Below are 15,925 nucleotides of genomic sequence, written 5' to 3'. Positions count from 1 at the left end.
ACTCTCGATCCCGTCGTTAAAAGACCACGCAAAGAATCTCGCCACCATGGCCGGCGGCCCGTGCAGCCCGGTCCGTCATCACCCCCTTGGAGGTGGAGATGATGGCCGTGCCGAGACCGCCGCGCACCCGGGGCAAGCCCTTCTTGCCCTCGAACCGGCGCAACCCCGGACGGCTGACCCGCTGGATCTCCTCGATCACCGGCCGGCCCAGATGGTACTTGAGGCCCACCACCAGCTCGGGCTTCTTCTCCGAGCCCTCGACGCGGTAGTCCTCGATATAGCCCTCGTCCTTCAGCACCCGCGCAATGGCGACCTTAAGCTTGGACGACGGCATGCCGACCTCCGCCTTCTCCGCAATCTGTCCGTTGCGGATCCGGGTCAGCATGTCCGCAATGGGATCCGTCATGCTCATGTTCGCGTCACCTGATTACCCAGTCTTGGTTTCCACGCCACCGCGCCTACCAGCTCGACAGCTTGAGGCCGGGGATTTCGCCGCGCATCGCGGCCTGACGCAGCTGGTTCCGGGAGAGACCGAACTTGCGGTAGACCCCCTTCGGCCGCCCGGTCACGCGGCACCGGCTCACCTGGCGTACCGGGCTCGAGTTCCGCGGCAGCGCCTGCAGCTTCTCCTGGGCCTCGGCGCGCTCCTCCTCGGTGCTGTTCGCGCTCTTGATGATCGCCTTCAGCTCTGCCCGGCGGGCCGCATACTTGCGAGCCAGCCGCTCGCGCTTGCGTTCCCGCTCGATCATGGACACTTTCGCCATAACGTCCTCGTCTATTTCCGGAACGGGAAGTTGAACCCTTCCAGCAGGGCCCGCCCTTCCTCGTCGGTCTTGGCCGTCGTGGTGATCGAGATGTCCATCCCACGGATCGCATCGACCTTGTCGTACTCGATCTCGGGGAAGATGATCTGCTCACGCACGCCCACGTTGTAGTTACCCCGCCCGTCGAACGCCCGCGGGGAGAACCCACGGAAGTCCCGCACACGCGGTGAAGCGATGTTGATGAAGCGGTCCAGGAACTCGTACATCCGGGCGCGCCGGAGCGTTACCTTCGCCCCGATCGGCCAGCCCTCACGAATCTTGAAACCGGCTACCGACTTCCGCGCCTTGGTCACCACCGGTCGCTGGCCGGTCAGCGCCGCCAGCTCCTCGGTGGCGCTGTCCAGCACCTTTTTGTCCCGGATGGCCTCACCCAGGCCCATATTGATCACCACCTTCTCGAGACGCGGCACCTCCATGGGATTGGAGTAGCCGAACCGCTCGGTCAGGCCTTTGGCGATCTCTTCTCTGTAGAGCTCTCGCAGCCTTGCCATTCCGGCACCCTAGTCGATCTGTTCGTTGTTGGACTTGAACACGCGCACCTTGCGCCCGTCCGCCGTTGTGCTGACACCCACCCGGTCGGCCTTCCCGCTCTTCGGGTTATAGATCGCGACGTTGGATACGTGCAGCGGCATCTCCTTCTCGATGATGCCCCCCTGCACACCCGCCTGCGGGTTGGGCCGCTGGTGCTTCTTCACCATATTGACGTTCTCCACGACGACCCGCTCGCGCTCGGGTAGCACCCGCAGCACGCGTCCCCGCCGGCCCTTATCCTTGCCGGCGATCACGATCACTTCGTCACCTTTCCTGATCTTGCGCATGCCAACCTCTGCCTACAGAACCTCGGGCGCCAGCGAGATGATGCGCATGAACCGCTCCGTGCGCAGCTCGCGCGTCACCGGTCCGAAGACACGGGTCCCGATGGGCTGCAGATTGTTGTTCAAGAGCACCGCTGCGTTGCCGTCGAAGCGGATCACGGAACCGTCCGCCCGGCGCACGCCGCGCCGCGTGCGTACCACCACCGCGCTGTAGACATCGCCCTTCTTGACGCGTCCGCGGGGGATGGCGTCCTTGACGCTCACCTTGATGATGTCGCCGATACCGGCGTAGCGCCGCCGCGAGCCGCCGAGCACCTTAATGCACTGCAGCTGGCGCGCCCCGCTGTTGTCCGCGGCGCTTAGGAGTGTCTGCATCTGAATCATGGCGACCTGCTCGCTTACCTGATGCCGAAAACGCTGCGACCCTTGGGGTCGCGCCCTGATGTCACGCCGTGGACTTCTCGAGGACCCTGACCAGGCGCCAGCTCTTCGTCCGCGAGTACGGCCGGCACTCCTCCACGGCCACCCAGTCGCCCTCGCGGCACTCGTTCGCCTCGTCATGGGCGCGCAGCTTGGTGGTCCGGCGCACGAACTTACCGTAGAGCGGATGCTTCTCCATGCGCTCGACCGCCACGGTCACCGTCTTGTCGGCCCGTGCGCTGATCACCCGGCCGTTGACCGTGCGCTTCGTCGTCCCCTGGTCGCTCATGACGCCTCACTCGACCTCTGCTTTTCGTTGATCACGGTCTTGATCCGTGCGATATCCCGGCGGACCTTCTTGAGCTGGTCAGGGCGATGCAGCTGCCCGCCGGCCTGCTGCATGCGCAGGTTGAACTGCTCCTTGCGCCGCTCGAGCAACTCGTTGCGCAGCGCCGCCGGATCCTTGCCTCGCAATTCGCTTGCCTTCATCACAATACCGTCCGCTGCACGAAGGTGGTCTTCACCGGCAGCTTCGCGCCGGCGCGGCGGAAGGCCTCGCGGGCCACGTCCTCGGCCACACCCTCGATCTCGTAGATGACGCGCCCGGGCTGGACCACCGCCGACCAGTGGTCAACGTTGCCCTTGCCCTTGCCCTGCCGGACCTCCAGCGGCTTCGCGGAGATCGGCTTGTCCGGGAAGATCCGGATCCAGATCTTGCCGCCGCGGCGCACGTGGCGGTTGATCGCCCGGCGACCTGCCTCGATCTGGCGTGCCGTGATCGGCCCGCGGGTCGTCGCCTTCAGGCCGTATTCGCCGAACGCGACAGTGGCACCCCGGTGCGCCAGGCCGTTATTGCGGCCCTTTTGCTGTTTACGGAACTTGGTGCGTTTCGGTTGAAGCATCTCCCGGCCCCTTCTGTCAGCTCGCCGTGCGCTTGGTCTTGCCCGACTCCGGCACGACCTGGGTATCGAGGACCTCGCCCTTGAACACCCATACCTTCACGCCGATCACGCCGTAGGTGGTCTTCGCCTCGGCGAAGCCGTAGTCGATATCCGCCCGCAGGGTATGCAGGGGGACCCGGCCCTCGCGGTACCACTCGCTACGCGCGATCTCCGCACCATTGAGCCGGCCGCCGACCTGGATCTTGATGCCCTGGGCCCCGATGCGCATGGCGTTGCCCACTGCGCGCTTCATCGCTCGCCGGAACATGATCCGCCGGACCAGCTGCTGGGCGACATTCTCGGCGACCAGTTGCGCATCGAGCTCCGGCTTACGGATCTCCTCGATGTTGACGTGCACGGGGATGCCCATCATCCCCGCAAGCGTGCGCCGCAGTGCCTCGATATCCTCGCCCTTCTTGCCGATCACGATCCCGGGCCGCGCCGTATGGATGGTGATCAGGGCGTTTTTCGCCGGCCGCTCGATCTTGATCCGGCTGATCGAGGCATGCGCAAGGCGCTTCTTGATGTACTCCCGCACCTCGAGGTCGGTGTTGAGGTAATCGCCGAAGTTCTTATTGTCGGCGTACCACATGGACCGCCATTCCTCGGTGATGCCGAGGCGGAAGCCGGTCGGATGTACCTTGTGACCCATGCTGTACCCCTACTGCTGTTCGGCAACGGCCACGGTGATGTGGCTCGTCCGCTTGAGAATCCGCGTCGCGCGCCCCTTGGCGCGCGCCTGAATGCGCTTGTACATCGGTCCCTCGTCCACGAAGATGCGGCTGACCCGGAGCTCGTCGATGTCCGCACCTTCGTTGTGCTCCGCATTCGCGATCGCGGAATCCAGCACCTTCCGGACGACGCCCGCGGCCTTCTGCGGGCTGAACTCGAGGACCTCGAGGGCGCGGCTCACCGGGAGGCCGCGCACCTGGTCCGCGACCAGCCGCGCCTTCTGCGGCGAGATCATCGCGTAACGGAGCCTAGCAGCCGTTTCCATGGGTTACCTCTTCGACTTCTTGTCCGCCGCGTGCCCCCGGTACGTCCGGGTGGCGGCGAACTCGCCCAATTTGTGGCCGACCATGTTCTCGTTGATCAGCACCGGAACGTGTTGGCGGCCGTTATGCACCGCGATGGTCAGCCCGACCATCTCCGGCACGATCATCGAACGGCGCGACCAGGTCTTGATCGGACGCTTGCTGTTGGCCTCGGAGGCCGCCTGAACCTTCTTCAGCAGGTGCAGGTCGACGAACGGCCCTTTACGAATCGAGCGTGGCACGGATCCCCACCTCTTAATGCGTTAACGTTTGCGACGGCGCACGATGTACTTGTCGGTGCGCTTGTTCGTCCGCGTCTTGTGGCCCTTGGTCGGGATGCCCCACGGGGTCACCGGGTGCCGGCCACCGGAGGTGCGGCCCTCACCGCCACCGTGGGGGTGGTCCACCGGGTTCATCACCACACCGCGGACCTTCGGACGCCGACCGCGCCAGCGCGTGGCCCCGGCCTTGCCCAGGGAGCGGAGGTTGTGCTCGGCGTTTCCGACCTCACCCACCGTGGCACGGCAGTCCGCCAGCACTTTCCGCATCTCACCGGAGCGCAGCCGAAGGGTCGCGTACGCGCCCTCCCGGGCCACCAACTGCACCGCGGCGCCGGCCGAGCGGGCCAGCTGCGCCCCCTTGCCCGGGCGCATCTCCACGGCGTGGACCTGGGTGCCCAGCGGGATGTTCCGCAGCGGCAGGGTGTTGCCGGGCTTGATGGGTGCGTCCACACCGGAGACCAGCTCCTGGCCAACCCGGACGCCGCGGGGCGCCAGGATGTAGCGGCGCTCGCCGTCGCCGTAGAGCACCAACGCGATATTGGCGCTGCGATTCGGGTCGTACTCCAAACGCTCGACGCGCGCGGCGATCCCGTCCTTGTTGCGCTTGAAATCGATCACCCGGTAGCGACGCTTGTGCCCACCGCCGCGGTGCCGCGTGGTCATCCGTCCGTCACTGTTACGGCCACCACTCTTGGTGAGCTGGCGCACCAGCGGCGCGTAAGGGGCACCGCGGTGGAGCTCCCGATTGCGGATCTCCACGACGAAGCGCCGCCCCGGGGAAGTTGGTTTCGCGTTTACGAGTGCCATAATTCTCGTCCCGTATTCGCCGCGGGTTTACTCCGCCGCCTCCAGGAAGTCCAGCTCCTGACCCTCGGCCAGGGCAACGTATGCCTTCTTCCAGTCAGGCCGGCGGCCGCGGATTCGGCCAAAGCCCTTCCGCTTGCCCTTCATATTGACCACGCGGACGTCCTCGACCGCGACCTCGAAGAGCTGCTCCACGGCCTTGCGCACTTCATGTTTGCTCGCGTCGCGCGCCACCCGGAACACCACCTGCCGGCCATCGTCCGCGATCAGGGTGCTCTTCTCCGAGATATGCGGCCCGAGCAGGACCTGATATACCCGCTCCTGGTTCATGCCAGCCACTCCTCTACTCGGCGGACCGCGTCCTTCGTCATCACCACGTGCTCGTGGGACAGCAGGCTTACCGGATCCAGCCCCGCCACGTCCCGGACCTCAACGCGCGGGAGGTTGCGGGTCGCCAGGTACGTGGCCTCTCCAACCTCGCCGGCGACGATCAGCACGTCCTCGGTGCCGAGCGCCGCAAGCTGGCGACGCGCCTCCGCGGCCTTCGGCGTTTCTACGGCAAAGCCCTCCACGATCATGAGCCGATCCTGCCGGACGAGCTCCGAGAGGATGGAGCGCAACGCCCCCCGATACATCTTGCGGTTGACCTTCTGCGCGTGATTGCGGGGCACGGCCGCGAAGGTCCGGCCACCACCACGCCAGATCGGGCTGCGGATGGTGCCGGCGCGGGCCCGCCCGGTACCTTTCTGGCGCCAGGGCTTGCTGCCGCCGCCGCTGACCTGCGACCGCGTCTTCTGTGCCTTGGTCCCGGCGCGCCCTCCCGCAAGGTAGGCAACCACCACCTGGTGGACCAGCGGCTCGCGGAAATCGGCCCCGAAGACCGACTCGGCGACCTCGATGCCACCGGCGGCCTTGTCCTTGGATTCGCGGACCTGGAGCTCCATCAGTTATCCCCCTTCGCGCGCGCCTTCACCGCCGGGCGAACGATGACGTCCCCATTCCGGGTGCCCGGCACCGCGCCCTTGATCAACAGCAGGCCCCGCTCGACATCCACCCGGACGACCTCCAGGTTCTGCGTCGTACGCCTGGCGTTGCCGAGGTGCCCGGCCATTTTCTTGCCGGGAAACACCCGCCCCGGATCCTGCGCCTGGCCGATGGAGCCCGGCTTGCGATGCGACTTCGAGTTGCCGTGACTGTTGTCCTGGGTGCGGAAATTGTGGCGCTTGACGTGCCCGGCAAAGCCCTTGCCCTTGCTCGTGCCGATGACGTCCACCAACTGGCCCGTCTCGAACTGGTCGACACCGAGCTCACTGCCGCCCTCAACCTCCACCTCGCCGTCGAGCCGGAACTCCCAAAGACCGCGGCCCATCTCCACACCGGCCTGCGCCACATGCCCCGCCAACGCTTTGGTGACCCGTGACGGGCGGCGACTACCGGTGGTGACCTGCACGGCGCGATACCCGTCGCGCTCCTCGGTCTTGACCTGCGTCACCCGGTTCGGCGCGACCTCCACGACGGTGACCGGCACCGACGCGCCATCCTCGGTGAACACGCGGGTCATACCGCACTTGCGACCGACGATTCCGATTGCCATCGTCGTTACCCTCTCCCAGAAAGACATAGCCCACCGGGCGCCTGCGTTCCGCAGCGCCGAAATCGCGACTTGTTCTGCAGTCGATGCCCGGTAGCCCGGTGTTTCAAAAGGGCCCGCCCCAGCTGACCGGGCATTCCGCCCGGGGCCGAGGTAGTTCCCTGGAAGCGTTAATAGAGCTTGATCTGCACGTCCACGCCAGCGGCGAGGTCGAGCTTCATCAAGGCGTCGACCGTCTTTTCGGTCGGGTCGACGATGTCCATCAAGCGCTTGTGCGTACGTATCTCGTACTGATCCCGCGCGTCCTTGTTGACGTGCGGCGAAATGAGGATTGTATACCGCTCCTTCTTCGTTGGCAATGGGATGGGGCCCTTTACCTGGGCCCCGGTCCGCTTGGCGGTCTCGACAATCTCACGCGCCGACTGGTCGATCAGTTTGTGATCGAACGCCTTGAGCCGGATACGGATTCGCTGATTGCTTGCCATTGCTGTTTACTCGATGATCTTGGAGACGACGCCGGCGCCGACGGTACGCCCGCCCTCGCGGATGGCGAAGCGCAGCCCCTCCTCCATGGCGATCGGCGCAATCAGCGACACCGTCATCTGCACGTTGTCACCCGGCATCACCATCTCCGTGCCCTCAGGCAGGTCACAGGCACCGGTGACGTCGGTGGTGCGGAAGTAGAACTGCGGCCGATAACCGTTGAAGAACGGCGTGTGCCGCCCGCCCTCGTCCTTGGACAGCACATAGACCTCGCACTCGAACTTCGTGTGCGGGGTGATCGACTTCGGCTTGCACAGCACCTGGCCCCGCTCGACGTCGTCACGCTTGGTCCCGCGCAGCAGCGCACCGATGTTGTCCCCCGCCTGCCCCTGATCGAGGAGCTTGCGGAACATCTCCACACCCGTGACCGTGGTCTTGGTGGTCTCGCGCAGCCCCACGATCTCGACCTCCTCGCCGGTCTTGATCACACCACGCTCGACACGCCCGGTCACCACCGTACCGCGACCCGAGATCGAGAACACGTCCTCGATCGGCATCAAAAACGGGCCATCCACCGCACGGCTCGGCTCCGGGATGTACTTGTCCATCGACTGCACCAGACGCACAATCGAGGGCGCACCAATCTCCGACTCATCCCCCTCCAGCGCCTTCAGCGCCGAGCCGGTGATCACCGGAATGTCATCACCCGGGAAGTCATAGTCGCTGAGCAGCTCCCGGACCTCCATCTCCACGAGCTCGAGCAGCTCCTCGTCGTCGACCATGTCCGCCTTGTTCAGGTAGACCACGATATACGGCACGCCCACCTGACGCGCGAGCAGGATGTGCTCACGCGTCTGCGGCATCGGGCCATCGGCGGCCGAGACCACCAGGATCGCACCGTCCATCTGCGCGGCACCGGTGATCATGTTCTTCACATAGTCCGCGTGACCCGGGCAGTCGACGTGCGCGTAGTGACGCGCCTCGGTCTCGTACTCCACGTGCGCGGTCGCAATCGTGATCCCACGATCACGCTCCTCCGGGGCATTGTCGATCTGGTCGAACGCGCGCGCCGCACCCCCGTACTTCTCCGCCATCACCTTCGTCATCGCCGCCGTCAGCGTCGTCTTACCATGGTCAACATGGCCAATCGTGCCAACATTCACGTGCGGCTTGGTGCGCTCAAACTTCTCCTTGGACACGGCTCACCTCTCTGGGCTGAATTCTGTTAAACCTGAAAACCCGCAGACCGGCCTCAGCCGGCCTTCTTGATCACTTCATCGGCGATGTTCGCCGGCGCCTCCGCGTAGCCCTCGAACTCCATGCTGTACGAGGCGCGGCCCTGGGTCGCGGAACGAAGGTCCGTGGCGTAGCCGAACATCTCCTTCAAGGGCACCTCGGCACGGATGACCTTGCCGGTGGGGCCGTCTTCCATGCCCTGCACCGTACCGCGGCGCCGGTTGACGTCGCCCATGACATCGCCCATGAACTCCTCCGGCGTCACCACCTCGACCTTCATGACCGGCTCGAGGAGCACCGGATCCGCCTTGGCGAAGCCCTCCTTGAAAGCCATGGAACCGGCAATCTTGAACGCCATCTCCGAGGAGTCCACATCGTGGTAGGAACCGTCGAACAGCGTGACCTTCAGATCCACCACCGGGAAGCCGGCAAGGACGCCGTTTTCCATCTGTTCCTGGATGCCGTAGTCCACCGAGGGGATGTATTCCTTGGGTACGACACCACCCACGATCTTGTTCTCGAACGCGTAACCCTCACCGCGCTCCTGCGGCTCCATCCTGATCCAGACGTGGCCGTACTGGCCGCGGCCGCCGGACTGGCGCACGAACTTGCCCTCGGCCTCCACCTGCTTACGGATGGTCTCCCGGTAGGCCACCTGGGGCTGGCCGATGTTGGCCTCCACCTTGAACTCGCGCTTGAGCCGGTCAACGATGATGTCGAGATGGAGCTCGCCCATCCCGGAGATGATCGTCTGGCCGGACTCCTCGTCGCTGCGCACCTGGAACGACGGGTCCTCCTGGGCGAGCTTGCCCAGCGCGACACTCATCTTCTCCTGGTCGCTCTTGGTCTTCGGTTCCACCGCCACCGAGATCACGGGGTCCGGGAACTCCATGCGCTCCAGGGTGATCTTCTTGTCCCGGTCGCAGAGGGTGTCACCGGTGGTGACGTCCTTCAGCCCGATAGCGGCGGCGATATCGCCGGCGCGGACCTCGTCGATCTCCTGGCGCTCCTTGGAGTGCATCTGCACGATCCGCCCGAAGCGCTCGCGCTTGCCACGCACCGGGTTCCACACGGTGTCACCCGTGCGGACCACCCCGGAATAGACGCGGAAGAACGTAAGGGTGCCCACGTAGGGGTCAGTGGCGATCTTGAACGCCAGCGCGGCGAAGGGCTCGTCGTCGCTGGCCTTCCGATTCGCGGGGGTACCGTCCTCGAGCTCGCCCTCGATCGGTGGCACGTCCGCCGGGGAGGGGAGATACTCCACCACGGCGTCGAGCAGTGCCTGGATCCCCTTGTTCTTGAACGCCGTGCCACAAAGCACCGGCACGACCTCGTTGGCCAGCGTCTGGGCCCGGATGCCCCGGTTGATGTCCTCGGTGGTGAACTCTTCCCCCTCGAGGTACTTCTCCATCAGGTCGTCGGCACCCTCAGCGGCGGCCTCGACGAGGTTGTCGCGGTATTCCGCCGCCATCTCCTGGAGCTCGGCAGGGATCTCCACCTGGTCATAGGTGACACCCTGGTCATCCATGTTCCAGTAGATGGCCTTCATCCGTACCAGGTCGACTACGCCGGCGAACTGATCCTCGGCGCCGATGGCGAGCTGCATGGGTACCGCGTTGGCACCGAGGCGCTCGCGCACCATCTGGATGCAGCGGTAATAGTCCGCCCCCATCTTGTCCATCTTGTTGACGAACACCATGCGCGGCACACGGTACTTGTTCGCCTGCCGCCAGACGGTTTCCGTCTGAGGCTCCACACCGGCATTGGCGTCGAGCACGCAAATGGCACCGTCGAGCACCCGCAGCGAGCGCTCCACCTCGATGGTGAAGTCCACGTGGCCGGGCGTATCGATGATGTTGATACGCGTCTCCGGATACTGCTGGTCCATGCCCCGCCAGAACGTGGTGGTCGCCGCAGAGGTGATGGTGATGCCGCGCTCCTGCTCCTGCTCCATCCAGTCCATCACCGCAGCGCCATCGTGCACCTCGCCCATCTTGTGGGAGATACCCGTGTAGAAGAGGATGCGCTCCGTGGCGGTAGTCTTGCCGGCATCGATGTGGGCCATGATGCCGATATTGCGGTAGCGCTCGATCGGTGTCTTGCGTGCCACTGCGGAATTCCCCGTAACTGTTACCAGCGGAAGTGCGAGAAGGCCTTGTTGGCCTCCGCCATCCGGTGAGTGTCCTCGCGCTTCTTGACGGCAGTGCCACGATTGTCCGCGGCCTCCATCAGCTCGTTGGCGAGCTGGTGGCCCATGGTCGTCTCGCCGCGCTTGCGCGCCGCCTCGATGATCCAGCGCATGGCCAGGGTGTTGCGCCGTTCCGGGCGCACCTCCACCGGTACCTGGTAGGTGGCGCCGCCGACGCGGCGGGACTTGACCTCCACCACCGGGCGCACATTCTCCAGCGCCGTCTCCAGGGTCTCCATCGGGTTGCTGTGCCCCTTGGCAGCGACCCGGTCGAGGGCACCATAGACGATCCGCTCGGCCACCGAGCGCTTACCGTCGCGCATGATGAAATTGACGAAGCGGGTCAACTGCTCGCTCCCAAACTTGGGATCCGGCAGGACCTTACGCTTCGGCACCTCTCTTCTTCTCGGCATCTCGTTAACCCTTTACCCGTTCGTCGATGATTCGCGCTTAACGCTTCGGCCGCTTCGCGCCGTACTTCGAGCGGCCCTGGCGGCGCTTCTCGACGCCGGCGGTATCCAGGGAGCCACGCACCACGTGATAGCGCACACCGGGCAGGTCCTTCACACGACCGCCACGGATCAACACCACGGAGTGTTCCTGGAGGTTATGACCCTCGCCGCCGATGTAGCTGGAGACCTCGTAGCTGTTGGTCAGCCGGACACGCGCGACCTTACGCAGCGCGGAGTTCGGCTTCTTCGGGGTCGTCGTGTAGACGCGGGTGCACACCCCGCGCCGCTGTGGACAGGCCTCGAGCGCGGGGACGTTGCTCTTTTCGGCCCGGCGCTTGCGCCCCTTCCGAACCAGCTGGTTAATGGTTGCCATAAGACGCTGACTCCAAAAGTAAAACGAACGACAGGCCGGGGCCCCGACCTGTCGAAAGTCGCTAATTGTATGGCCGCCCCCGGGGAGTGTCAACCAAACGGCCCGCTCCCACGGGGACTTACGTTAGCCCAGCGGCTACTGCTGCTCGCCGGGCTGGTCGTGCACACCCGGTTCCTGCATGGCGCCGCCACCGAGGTGTGGCATCGCCGGCGGGACCATGTCCAACTCGCTGGTGGTCCGCGGCCGGCCGCGACGCTCCGAGTGATACGCGAAGCCGGTACCGGCCGGGATGAGCCGCCCGACGATGACGTTCTCCTTCAATCCACGGAGGTCGTCCCTGGCGCCGCGGGTCGCGGCGTCGGTCAGCACCCGCGTGGTCTCCTGGAAGGAGGCCGCAGAGATGAACGAGTCCGTGGCCAGCGAGGCCTTGGTGATGCCCAGCAGCATGGGATCGAAGCGCGCCGGCTCCTTGCCCTGCGCCTCCAGGCGCTCGTTCTCCTCCATGACGCGACCCCAGTCCGCCTGCTCGCCGCGCAGGTACCGGGTGTCGCCGGGCTCCCGGATCTCGACCTTACGCAGCATCTGCCGGGCGATGACCTCGATGTGCTTGTCGTTGATCTTCACGCCCTGCAGACGGTAGACATCCTGGATCTCGCGGACGATGTAGCTGGCCAACTCCGTGACACCCAGCAGTCGGAGGATGTCGTGGGGGTTCGGCTCGCCATCGGCGATGACCTCGCCCTTCTCCACGTGCTCGCCCTCGAAGACGGTGACGTTCCGCCACTTGGGGATGAGCTCCTCGTAGCTCTCGCCGTCGGCCATGGTAATGACCAGCCGCTGCTTGCCCTTGGTCTCGCGGCCGAAGGAGACGGTCCCGGAGACCTCGGCGAGGATCGCCGGCTCCTTGGGCTTGCGCGCCTCGAACAGATCCGCCACCCGGGGCAGACCGCCGGTGATATCGCGGGTCTTCGACGACTCCTGGGGGATACGGGCAATGACGTCACCCACGTCCACCTCGGCGTTGTCGTCGACGCTGATGATCGCGCCGGCGGCCAGATAGTACTGCGCGGGGATGTCGGTGCCGGCGAGGTTGAGGTCGTTGCCGTCCTCGTCGACCAGCTTGATCATCGGCCGGAGGTCCTTGTAGGCAATCCGCTCCTCGGTCTCCTTGCCGTTGTTGTCCACAACGGTACGCCGGATCTCCCCGTTGCCCCGGGTCTTCGGATCGGTGACCACCAGACTGGACAGACCGGTGACCTCGTCGACCTCGCGGTTGACGCTCACGCCCTCGACGAAGTCAAAGAACTTCAACCGCCCCTTCACCTCGGTGACGATGGGGTGCGTGTGCGGATCCCATTGGGCGACGATCTGACCGGCCTCCACAGGCTCGTTGTCCTGCACCGCGATGGTGGCGCCGTACGGGACCTTGTAGCGCTCGCGCTCGCGGCCGTACTCGTCCATCACCGTGATCTCGCCGGAACGCGACACCGCCACCAGGTTCCCCGAGTGGTGCTGCACCGTCTTGAGGTTGTGCAACCGCGCCGTACCGGCCGCCTTGACCTCCACGTTGCTCACCGAGGCGGCACGCGAGGCGGCGCCGCCGATATGGAACGTGCGCATGGTCAGCTGCGTGCCCGGCTCGCCGATGGACTGCGCGGCGATCACGCCGACGCCCTCGCCAACGTTGACCTTGTGGCCACGGGCCAGGTCGCGGCCATAGCAGTTCGCGCAGACCCCGTGGCGCGTCTCACAGGTGATCGGCGAGCGCACCCAGACCTCGTCGACGCCTTCCTGTTCGAGCAGGTCGACGCGGCGCTCGTCGAGCAACGCACCCGCCTCGAGCACCACCTCGGTACCACCCGGGCGGGTGACATCCTGGGCCGCCACCCGTCCGAGCACGCGCTCGCGCAAGGGCTCGACCACGTCGCCGCCCTCGATGATCGGGCTCATCTTCAGGCCCCGGTGGGTACCGCAGTCCGCCTCGGTGACCACCAGATCCTGGGAGACATCCACCAGGCGGCGGGTGAGGTAACCGGAGTTCGCCGTCTTCAGCGCCGTGTCCGCGAGGCCCTTACGGGCGCCGTGGGTCGAGATGAAGTACTGCAGCACGTTCAGCCCCTCACGGAAGTTCGCCGTGATGGGCGTCTCGATGATCGAGCCGTCGGGCTTGGCCATCAGCCCACGCATGCCGGCGAGCTGACGGATCTGCGCCGGCGAGCCACGGGCCCCGGAGTCGGCCATCATGAAGATGGAATTGGTGGACTTCTGCTCGACGGTATTGCCCTCGGCGTCGGTGGCCACTTCCTTGCCGAGGCGCTCCATCATCGCCCGGGCCACCTCGTCGTTGGTATGCGACCAGATGTCGACGACCTTATTGTAGCGCTCGCCGTTGGTGACCAGGCCCGAGGCGTACTGCTCCTCGATATCCTTCACCTCCGCCTCGGCGCGGCCAAGGATATCGGCCTTCTCCGGCGGGATGGTCATGTCCTCCAGGCCAATGGACACCGCCGCCCGGGTGGACATGTGGAAACCGAGATACATGAGCTGGTCGGCGAACACCACCGTGGCCTTCAGCCCGAGACGGCGATAGCAGTTATTGATGGCCTCGGAGATGGCCTTCTTGGTCATGTCCCGATCGACCAGGGAGAACGGCAGGCCCTCGGGCACAATGTCGTAGAGCAACGCCCGGCCCGCCGTGGTCTCCACCCGGCGCACCGATTCGGTTACGTTGCCCTCGTCGTCCTGCACCACCTCGCGGATGCGCACCTGCACCCGTGCCTGCAGGTCGATGGTGCGGCTCTCATAGGCCCGGTGGAGCTCGGCGGTATCGCTGAAGACCATGCCCTCGCCGCGGCGGCCGGCCAGCGAGAGGGTCATGTAGTACAGGCCGAGCACGATGTCCTGGGAGGCGCCGATAATGGGCTCCCCCGAGGCCGGCGAGAGGACGTTGTTGGACGACATCATCAACGCCCGGGACTCCAGCTGCGCCTCCAGCGACAGCGGCACGTGCACCGCCATCTGGTCGCCGTCGAAGTCGGCGTTGAACGCCGGGCAGACCAGCGGATGCAGCTGGATCGCCTTGCCCTCGATGAGCACCGGCTCGAAGCCCTGGATGCCCAGGCGATGGAGCGTCGGCGCGCGGTTGAGCAGCACCGGGTGCTCGCGGATCACCTCCTCGAGGATATCCCAGACCTCCGGGGTCTCGCGCTCGACCAGCTTCTTGGCCGCCTTGATGGTGGTGGCCAACCCCAGGCGCTGCAGCCGCGAGAAGATGAACGGCTTGAACAGCTCCAGGGCCATACGCTTGGGCAGGCCGCACTGGTGCAGGCGCAGTGTCGGCCCAACCACGATCACCGAGCGCCCGGAGTAGTCCACGCGCTTGCCGAGCAAGTTCTGGCGGAACCGCCCCTGCTTGCCCTTGATCATGTCCGCCAGCGACTTCAGCGGCCGCCGGTTGGTCCCCGTGATCGCGCGGCCGCGGCGACCATTGTCCAGCAGCGCGTCCACGGACTCCTGGAGCATGCGCTTCTCGTTGCGCACGATGATGTCCGGCGCCGAGAGCTCGAGCAGGCGCTTCAACCGGTTATTGCGGTTGATGACACGGCGGTACAGGTCGTTGAGGTCCGAGGTAGCGAAACGGCCACCGTCCAGCGGCACCAGCGGCCGCAGGTCCGGGGGCAGCACCGGCAGCACCGTGAGCACCATCCACTCGGGCTTGTTGCCGGACTCCAAGAACGACTCCACCAGCTTGAGCCGCTTGGACAGCCGCTTGATCTTGGACTCCGAGTTGGTGGCGTCCATCTCCTCGCGCAGCTGCGCGGCCTCCTCTCGGAGGTCTAGGCTCTTGAGCAGCTCAAAGACGGCCTCGGCGCCCATGCGGGCGTCGAACTCATCGCCGTACTGCTCGACGGCGTCCAGGTAGCCCTCATCGGTGAGCAGCTGGTTGCGCTCCAGCGGCGTCATGCCCGGATCGATGACGATGAACGCCTCGAAGTAGAGCACCCGCTCGATATCGCGCAGGGTCATGTCCAGCAGCAACCCGATGCGCGAGGGCAGCGACTTCAGGAACCAGATATGGGCGGTGGGGCTCGCCAGGTCGATGTGGCCCATGCGCTCGCGGCGCACCTTGGCCAGGGTCACCTCCACGCCGCACTTCTCGCAGACCACGCCCCGGTGCTTGAGCCGCTTGTACTTGCCGCACAGGCACTCGTAGTCCTTCACCGGGCCGAAGATCTTGGCGCAGAACAGACCGTCACGCTCCGGCTTGAACGTCCGGTAGTTGATGGTCTCGGGCTTTTTCACCTCGCCGAAGGACCACGAACGGATCTTCTCCGGCGACGCAAGGCTGATGCGAATGGCATCGAAATCGTCGAGCTGCGCGCCCGGCTGCTTGAACAGATTCAGAAGGTCTTTCATATCCCTCGCCCATCCAACTGGAGTTGGAGAATTCGCTGCGGGGCAGCCGCCCCGCGTGCGCCGGCTA

At 65.6% G+C, this 15,925-nt stretch carries 21 protein-coding genes; all 21 read right to left on the bottom strand.

Annotation, left to right across the window (positions count from 1 at the left end):
- Positions 1 to 16: 16 nt before the first annotated feature.
- The 21 genes from rpsH to rpoC all read right to left on the bottom strand — a co-directional run bounded on the left by rpsH (position 17) and on the right by rpoC (position 15,858).
- Complete coding sequence (gene rpsH, locus ACQ754_RS11375) at positions 17 to 412, bottom strand: 30S ribosomal protein S8 (RefSeq protein WP_440997149.1); 396 nt, start codon at positions 410 to 412, stop codon at positions 17 to 19.
- Between the two features lie 46 nt (positions 413 to 458).
- Positions 459 to 764: a 30S ribosomal protein S14 gene (gene rpsN / locus ACQ754_RS11370; protein WP_440997148.1), complete on the bottom strand. Its 306-nt coding sequence runs from the start codon at positions 762 to 764 to the stop codon at positions 459 to 461.
- A gap of 11 nt (positions 765 to 775) precedes the next feature.
- Positions 776 to 1,315 carry a 50S ribosomal protein L5 gene (rplE, locus tag ACQ754_RS11365; RefSeq protein WP_440997147.1) on the bottom strand — a complete coding sequence of 180 codons (540 nt, stop codon included), beginning with the start codon at positions 1,313 to 1,315 and terminating at the stop codon, positions 776 to 778.
- 9 nt (positions 1,316 to 1,324) lie between these two features.
- A complete protein-coding gene (gene rplX / locus ACQ754_RS11360; protein WP_440997146.1) occupies positions 1,325 to 1,642 on the bottom strand; it encodes a 50S ribosomal protein L24 in 318 nt (105 codons plus the stop codon).
- 12 nt (positions 1,643 to 1,654) lie between these two features.
- On the bottom strand, positions 1,655 to 2,023 hold the full coding sequence (rplN, locus tag ACQ754_RS11355; RefSeq protein WP_440997145.1) for a 50S ribosomal protein L14: 369 nt from the start codon (positions 2,021 to 2,023) through the stop codon (positions 1,655 to 1,657).
- A gap of 61 nt (positions 2,024 to 2,084) precedes the next feature.
- Positions 2,085 to 2,348 carry a 30S ribosomal protein S17 gene (gene rpsQ, locus ACQ754_RS11350; RefSeq protein ID WP_440997144.1) on the bottom strand — a complete coding sequence of 88 codons (264 nt, stop codon included), beginning with the start codon at positions 2,346 to 2,348 and terminating at the stop codon, positions 2,085 to 2,087.
- Entirely contained in the window at positions 2,345 to 2,548 is a 204-nt protein-coding gene (gene rpmC, locus ACQ754_RS11345; RefSeq protein ID WP_440997143.1) for a 50S ribosomal protein L29, read from the bottom strand. Before rpmC ends, rpsQ begins: the two co-directional genes overlap by 4 nt.
- Positions 2,548 to 2,961, bottom strand: coding sequence for a 50S ribosomal protein L16 (rplP, locus tag ACQ754_RS11340; RefSeq protein ID WP_440997142.1), 414 nt, complete (start codon positions 2,959 to 2,961; stop codon positions 2,548 to 2,550). The genes rpmC and rplP overlap by 1 nt, the downstream gene beginning before the upstream one ends.
- A 16-nt stretch (positions 2,962 to 2,977) precedes the next feature.
- A complete protein-coding gene (gene rpsC, locus ACQ754_RS11335; RefSeq protein WP_440997141.1) occupies positions 2,978 to 3,652 on the bottom strand; it encodes a 30S ribosomal protein S3 in 675 nt (224 codons plus the stop codon).
- A 9-nt stretch (positions 3,653 to 3,661) separates the two neighbouring features.
- Positions 3,662 to 3,997, bottom strand: coding sequence for a 50S ribosomal protein L22 (gene rplV, locus ACQ754_RS11330; protein WP_440997140.1), 336 nt, complete (start codon positions 3,995 to 3,997; stop codon positions 3,662 to 3,664).
- Positions 3,998 to 4,000: 3 nt separating this feature from the next.
- On the bottom strand, positions 4,001 to 4,276 hold the full coding sequence (gene rpsS / locus ACQ754_RS11325; protein WP_440997139.1) for a 30S ribosomal protein S19: 276 nt from the start codon (positions 4,274 to 4,276) through the stop codon (positions 4,001 to 4,003).
- A 21-nt stretch (positions 4,277 to 4,297) separates the two neighbouring features.
- Positions 4,298 to 5,122, bottom strand: coding sequence for a 50S ribosomal protein L2 (gene rplB, locus ACQ754_RS11320; protein ID WP_440997138.1), 825 nt, complete (start codon positions 5,120 to 5,122; stop codon positions 4,298 to 4,300).
- A gap of 27 nt (positions 5,123 to 5,149) precedes the next feature.
- Entirely contained in the window at positions 5,150 to 5,449 is a 300-nt protein-coding gene (rplW, locus tag ACQ754_RS11315) for a 50S ribosomal protein L23 (RefSeq protein WP_440997137.1), read from the bottom strand.
- Positions 5,446 to 6,063 (bottom strand): 50S ribosomal protein L4, encoded by a 618-nt coding sequence (rplD, locus tag ACQ754_RS11310; protein WP_440997136.1) that lies wholly within the window; start codon positions 6,061 to 6,063, stop codon positions 5,446 to 5,448. Before rplD ends, rplW begins: the two co-directional genes overlap by 4 nt.
- Positions 6,063 to 6,713: a 50S ribosomal protein L3 gene (gene rplC, locus ACQ754_RS11305; RefSeq protein WP_440997135.1), complete on the bottom strand. Its 651-nt coding sequence runs from the start codon at positions 6,711 to 6,713 to the stop codon at positions 6,063 to 6,065. Before rplC ends, rplD begins: the two co-directional genes overlap by 1 nt.
- Before the next feature lie 167 nt (positions 6,714 to 6,880).
- Positions 6,881 to 7,195, bottom strand: coding sequence for a 30S ribosomal protein S10 (rpsJ, locus tag ACQ754_RS11300; protein ID WP_440997134.1), 315 nt, complete (start codon positions 7,193 to 7,195; stop codon positions 6,881 to 6,883).
- A gap of 6 nt (positions 7,196 to 7,201) precedes the next feature.
- Positions 7,202 to 8,392 carry an elongation factor Tu gene (tuf, locus tag ACQ754_RS11295; protein ID WP_440997122.1) on the bottom strand — a complete coding sequence of 397 codons (1,191 nt, stop codon included), beginning with the start codon at positions 8,390 to 8,392 and terminating at the stop codon, positions 7,202 to 7,204.
- Positions 8,393 to 8,445: 53 nt separating this feature from the next.
- Positions 8,446 to 10,539 (bottom strand): elongation factor G, encoded by a 2,094-nt coding sequence (fusA, locus tag ACQ754_RS11290; protein WP_440997133.1) that lies wholly within the window; start codon positions 10,537 to 10,539, stop codon positions 8,446 to 8,448.
- Positions 10,540 to 10,559: 20 nt separating this feature from the next.
- Positions 10,560 to 11,030 (bottom strand): 30S ribosomal protein S7, encoded by a 471-nt coding sequence (gene rpsG, locus ACQ754_RS11285; RefSeq protein ID WP_440997132.1) that lies wholly within the window; start codon positions 11,028 to 11,030, stop codon positions 10,560 to 10,562.
- Positions 11,031 to 11,067: 37 nt separating this feature from the next.
- Positions 11,068 to 11,442: a 30S ribosomal protein S12 gene (gene rpsL, locus ACQ754_RS11280; protein ID WP_440997131.1), complete on the bottom strand. Its 375-nt coding sequence runs from the start codon at positions 11,440 to 11,442 to the stop codon at positions 11,068 to 11,070.
- A gap of 135 nt (positions 11,443 to 11,577) precedes the next feature.
- Positions 11,578 to 15,858: a DNA-directed RNA polymerase subunit beta' gene (gene rpoC / locus ACQ754_RS11275; RefSeq protein WP_440997130.1), complete on the bottom strand. Its 4,281-nt coding sequence runs from the start codon at positions 15,856 to 15,858 to the stop codon at positions 11,578 to 11,580.
- Positions 15,859 to 15,925 lie beyond the last annotated feature (67 nt).

Source organism: Arhodomonas sp. SL1 (assembly GCF_052060015.1).
Classification (GTDB): Bacteria; Pseudomonadota; Gammaproteobacteria; order Nitrococcales; family Nitrococcaceae; genus Arhodomonas.
This window is presented reverse-complemented; position numbering and strand designations above follow the sequence as displayed.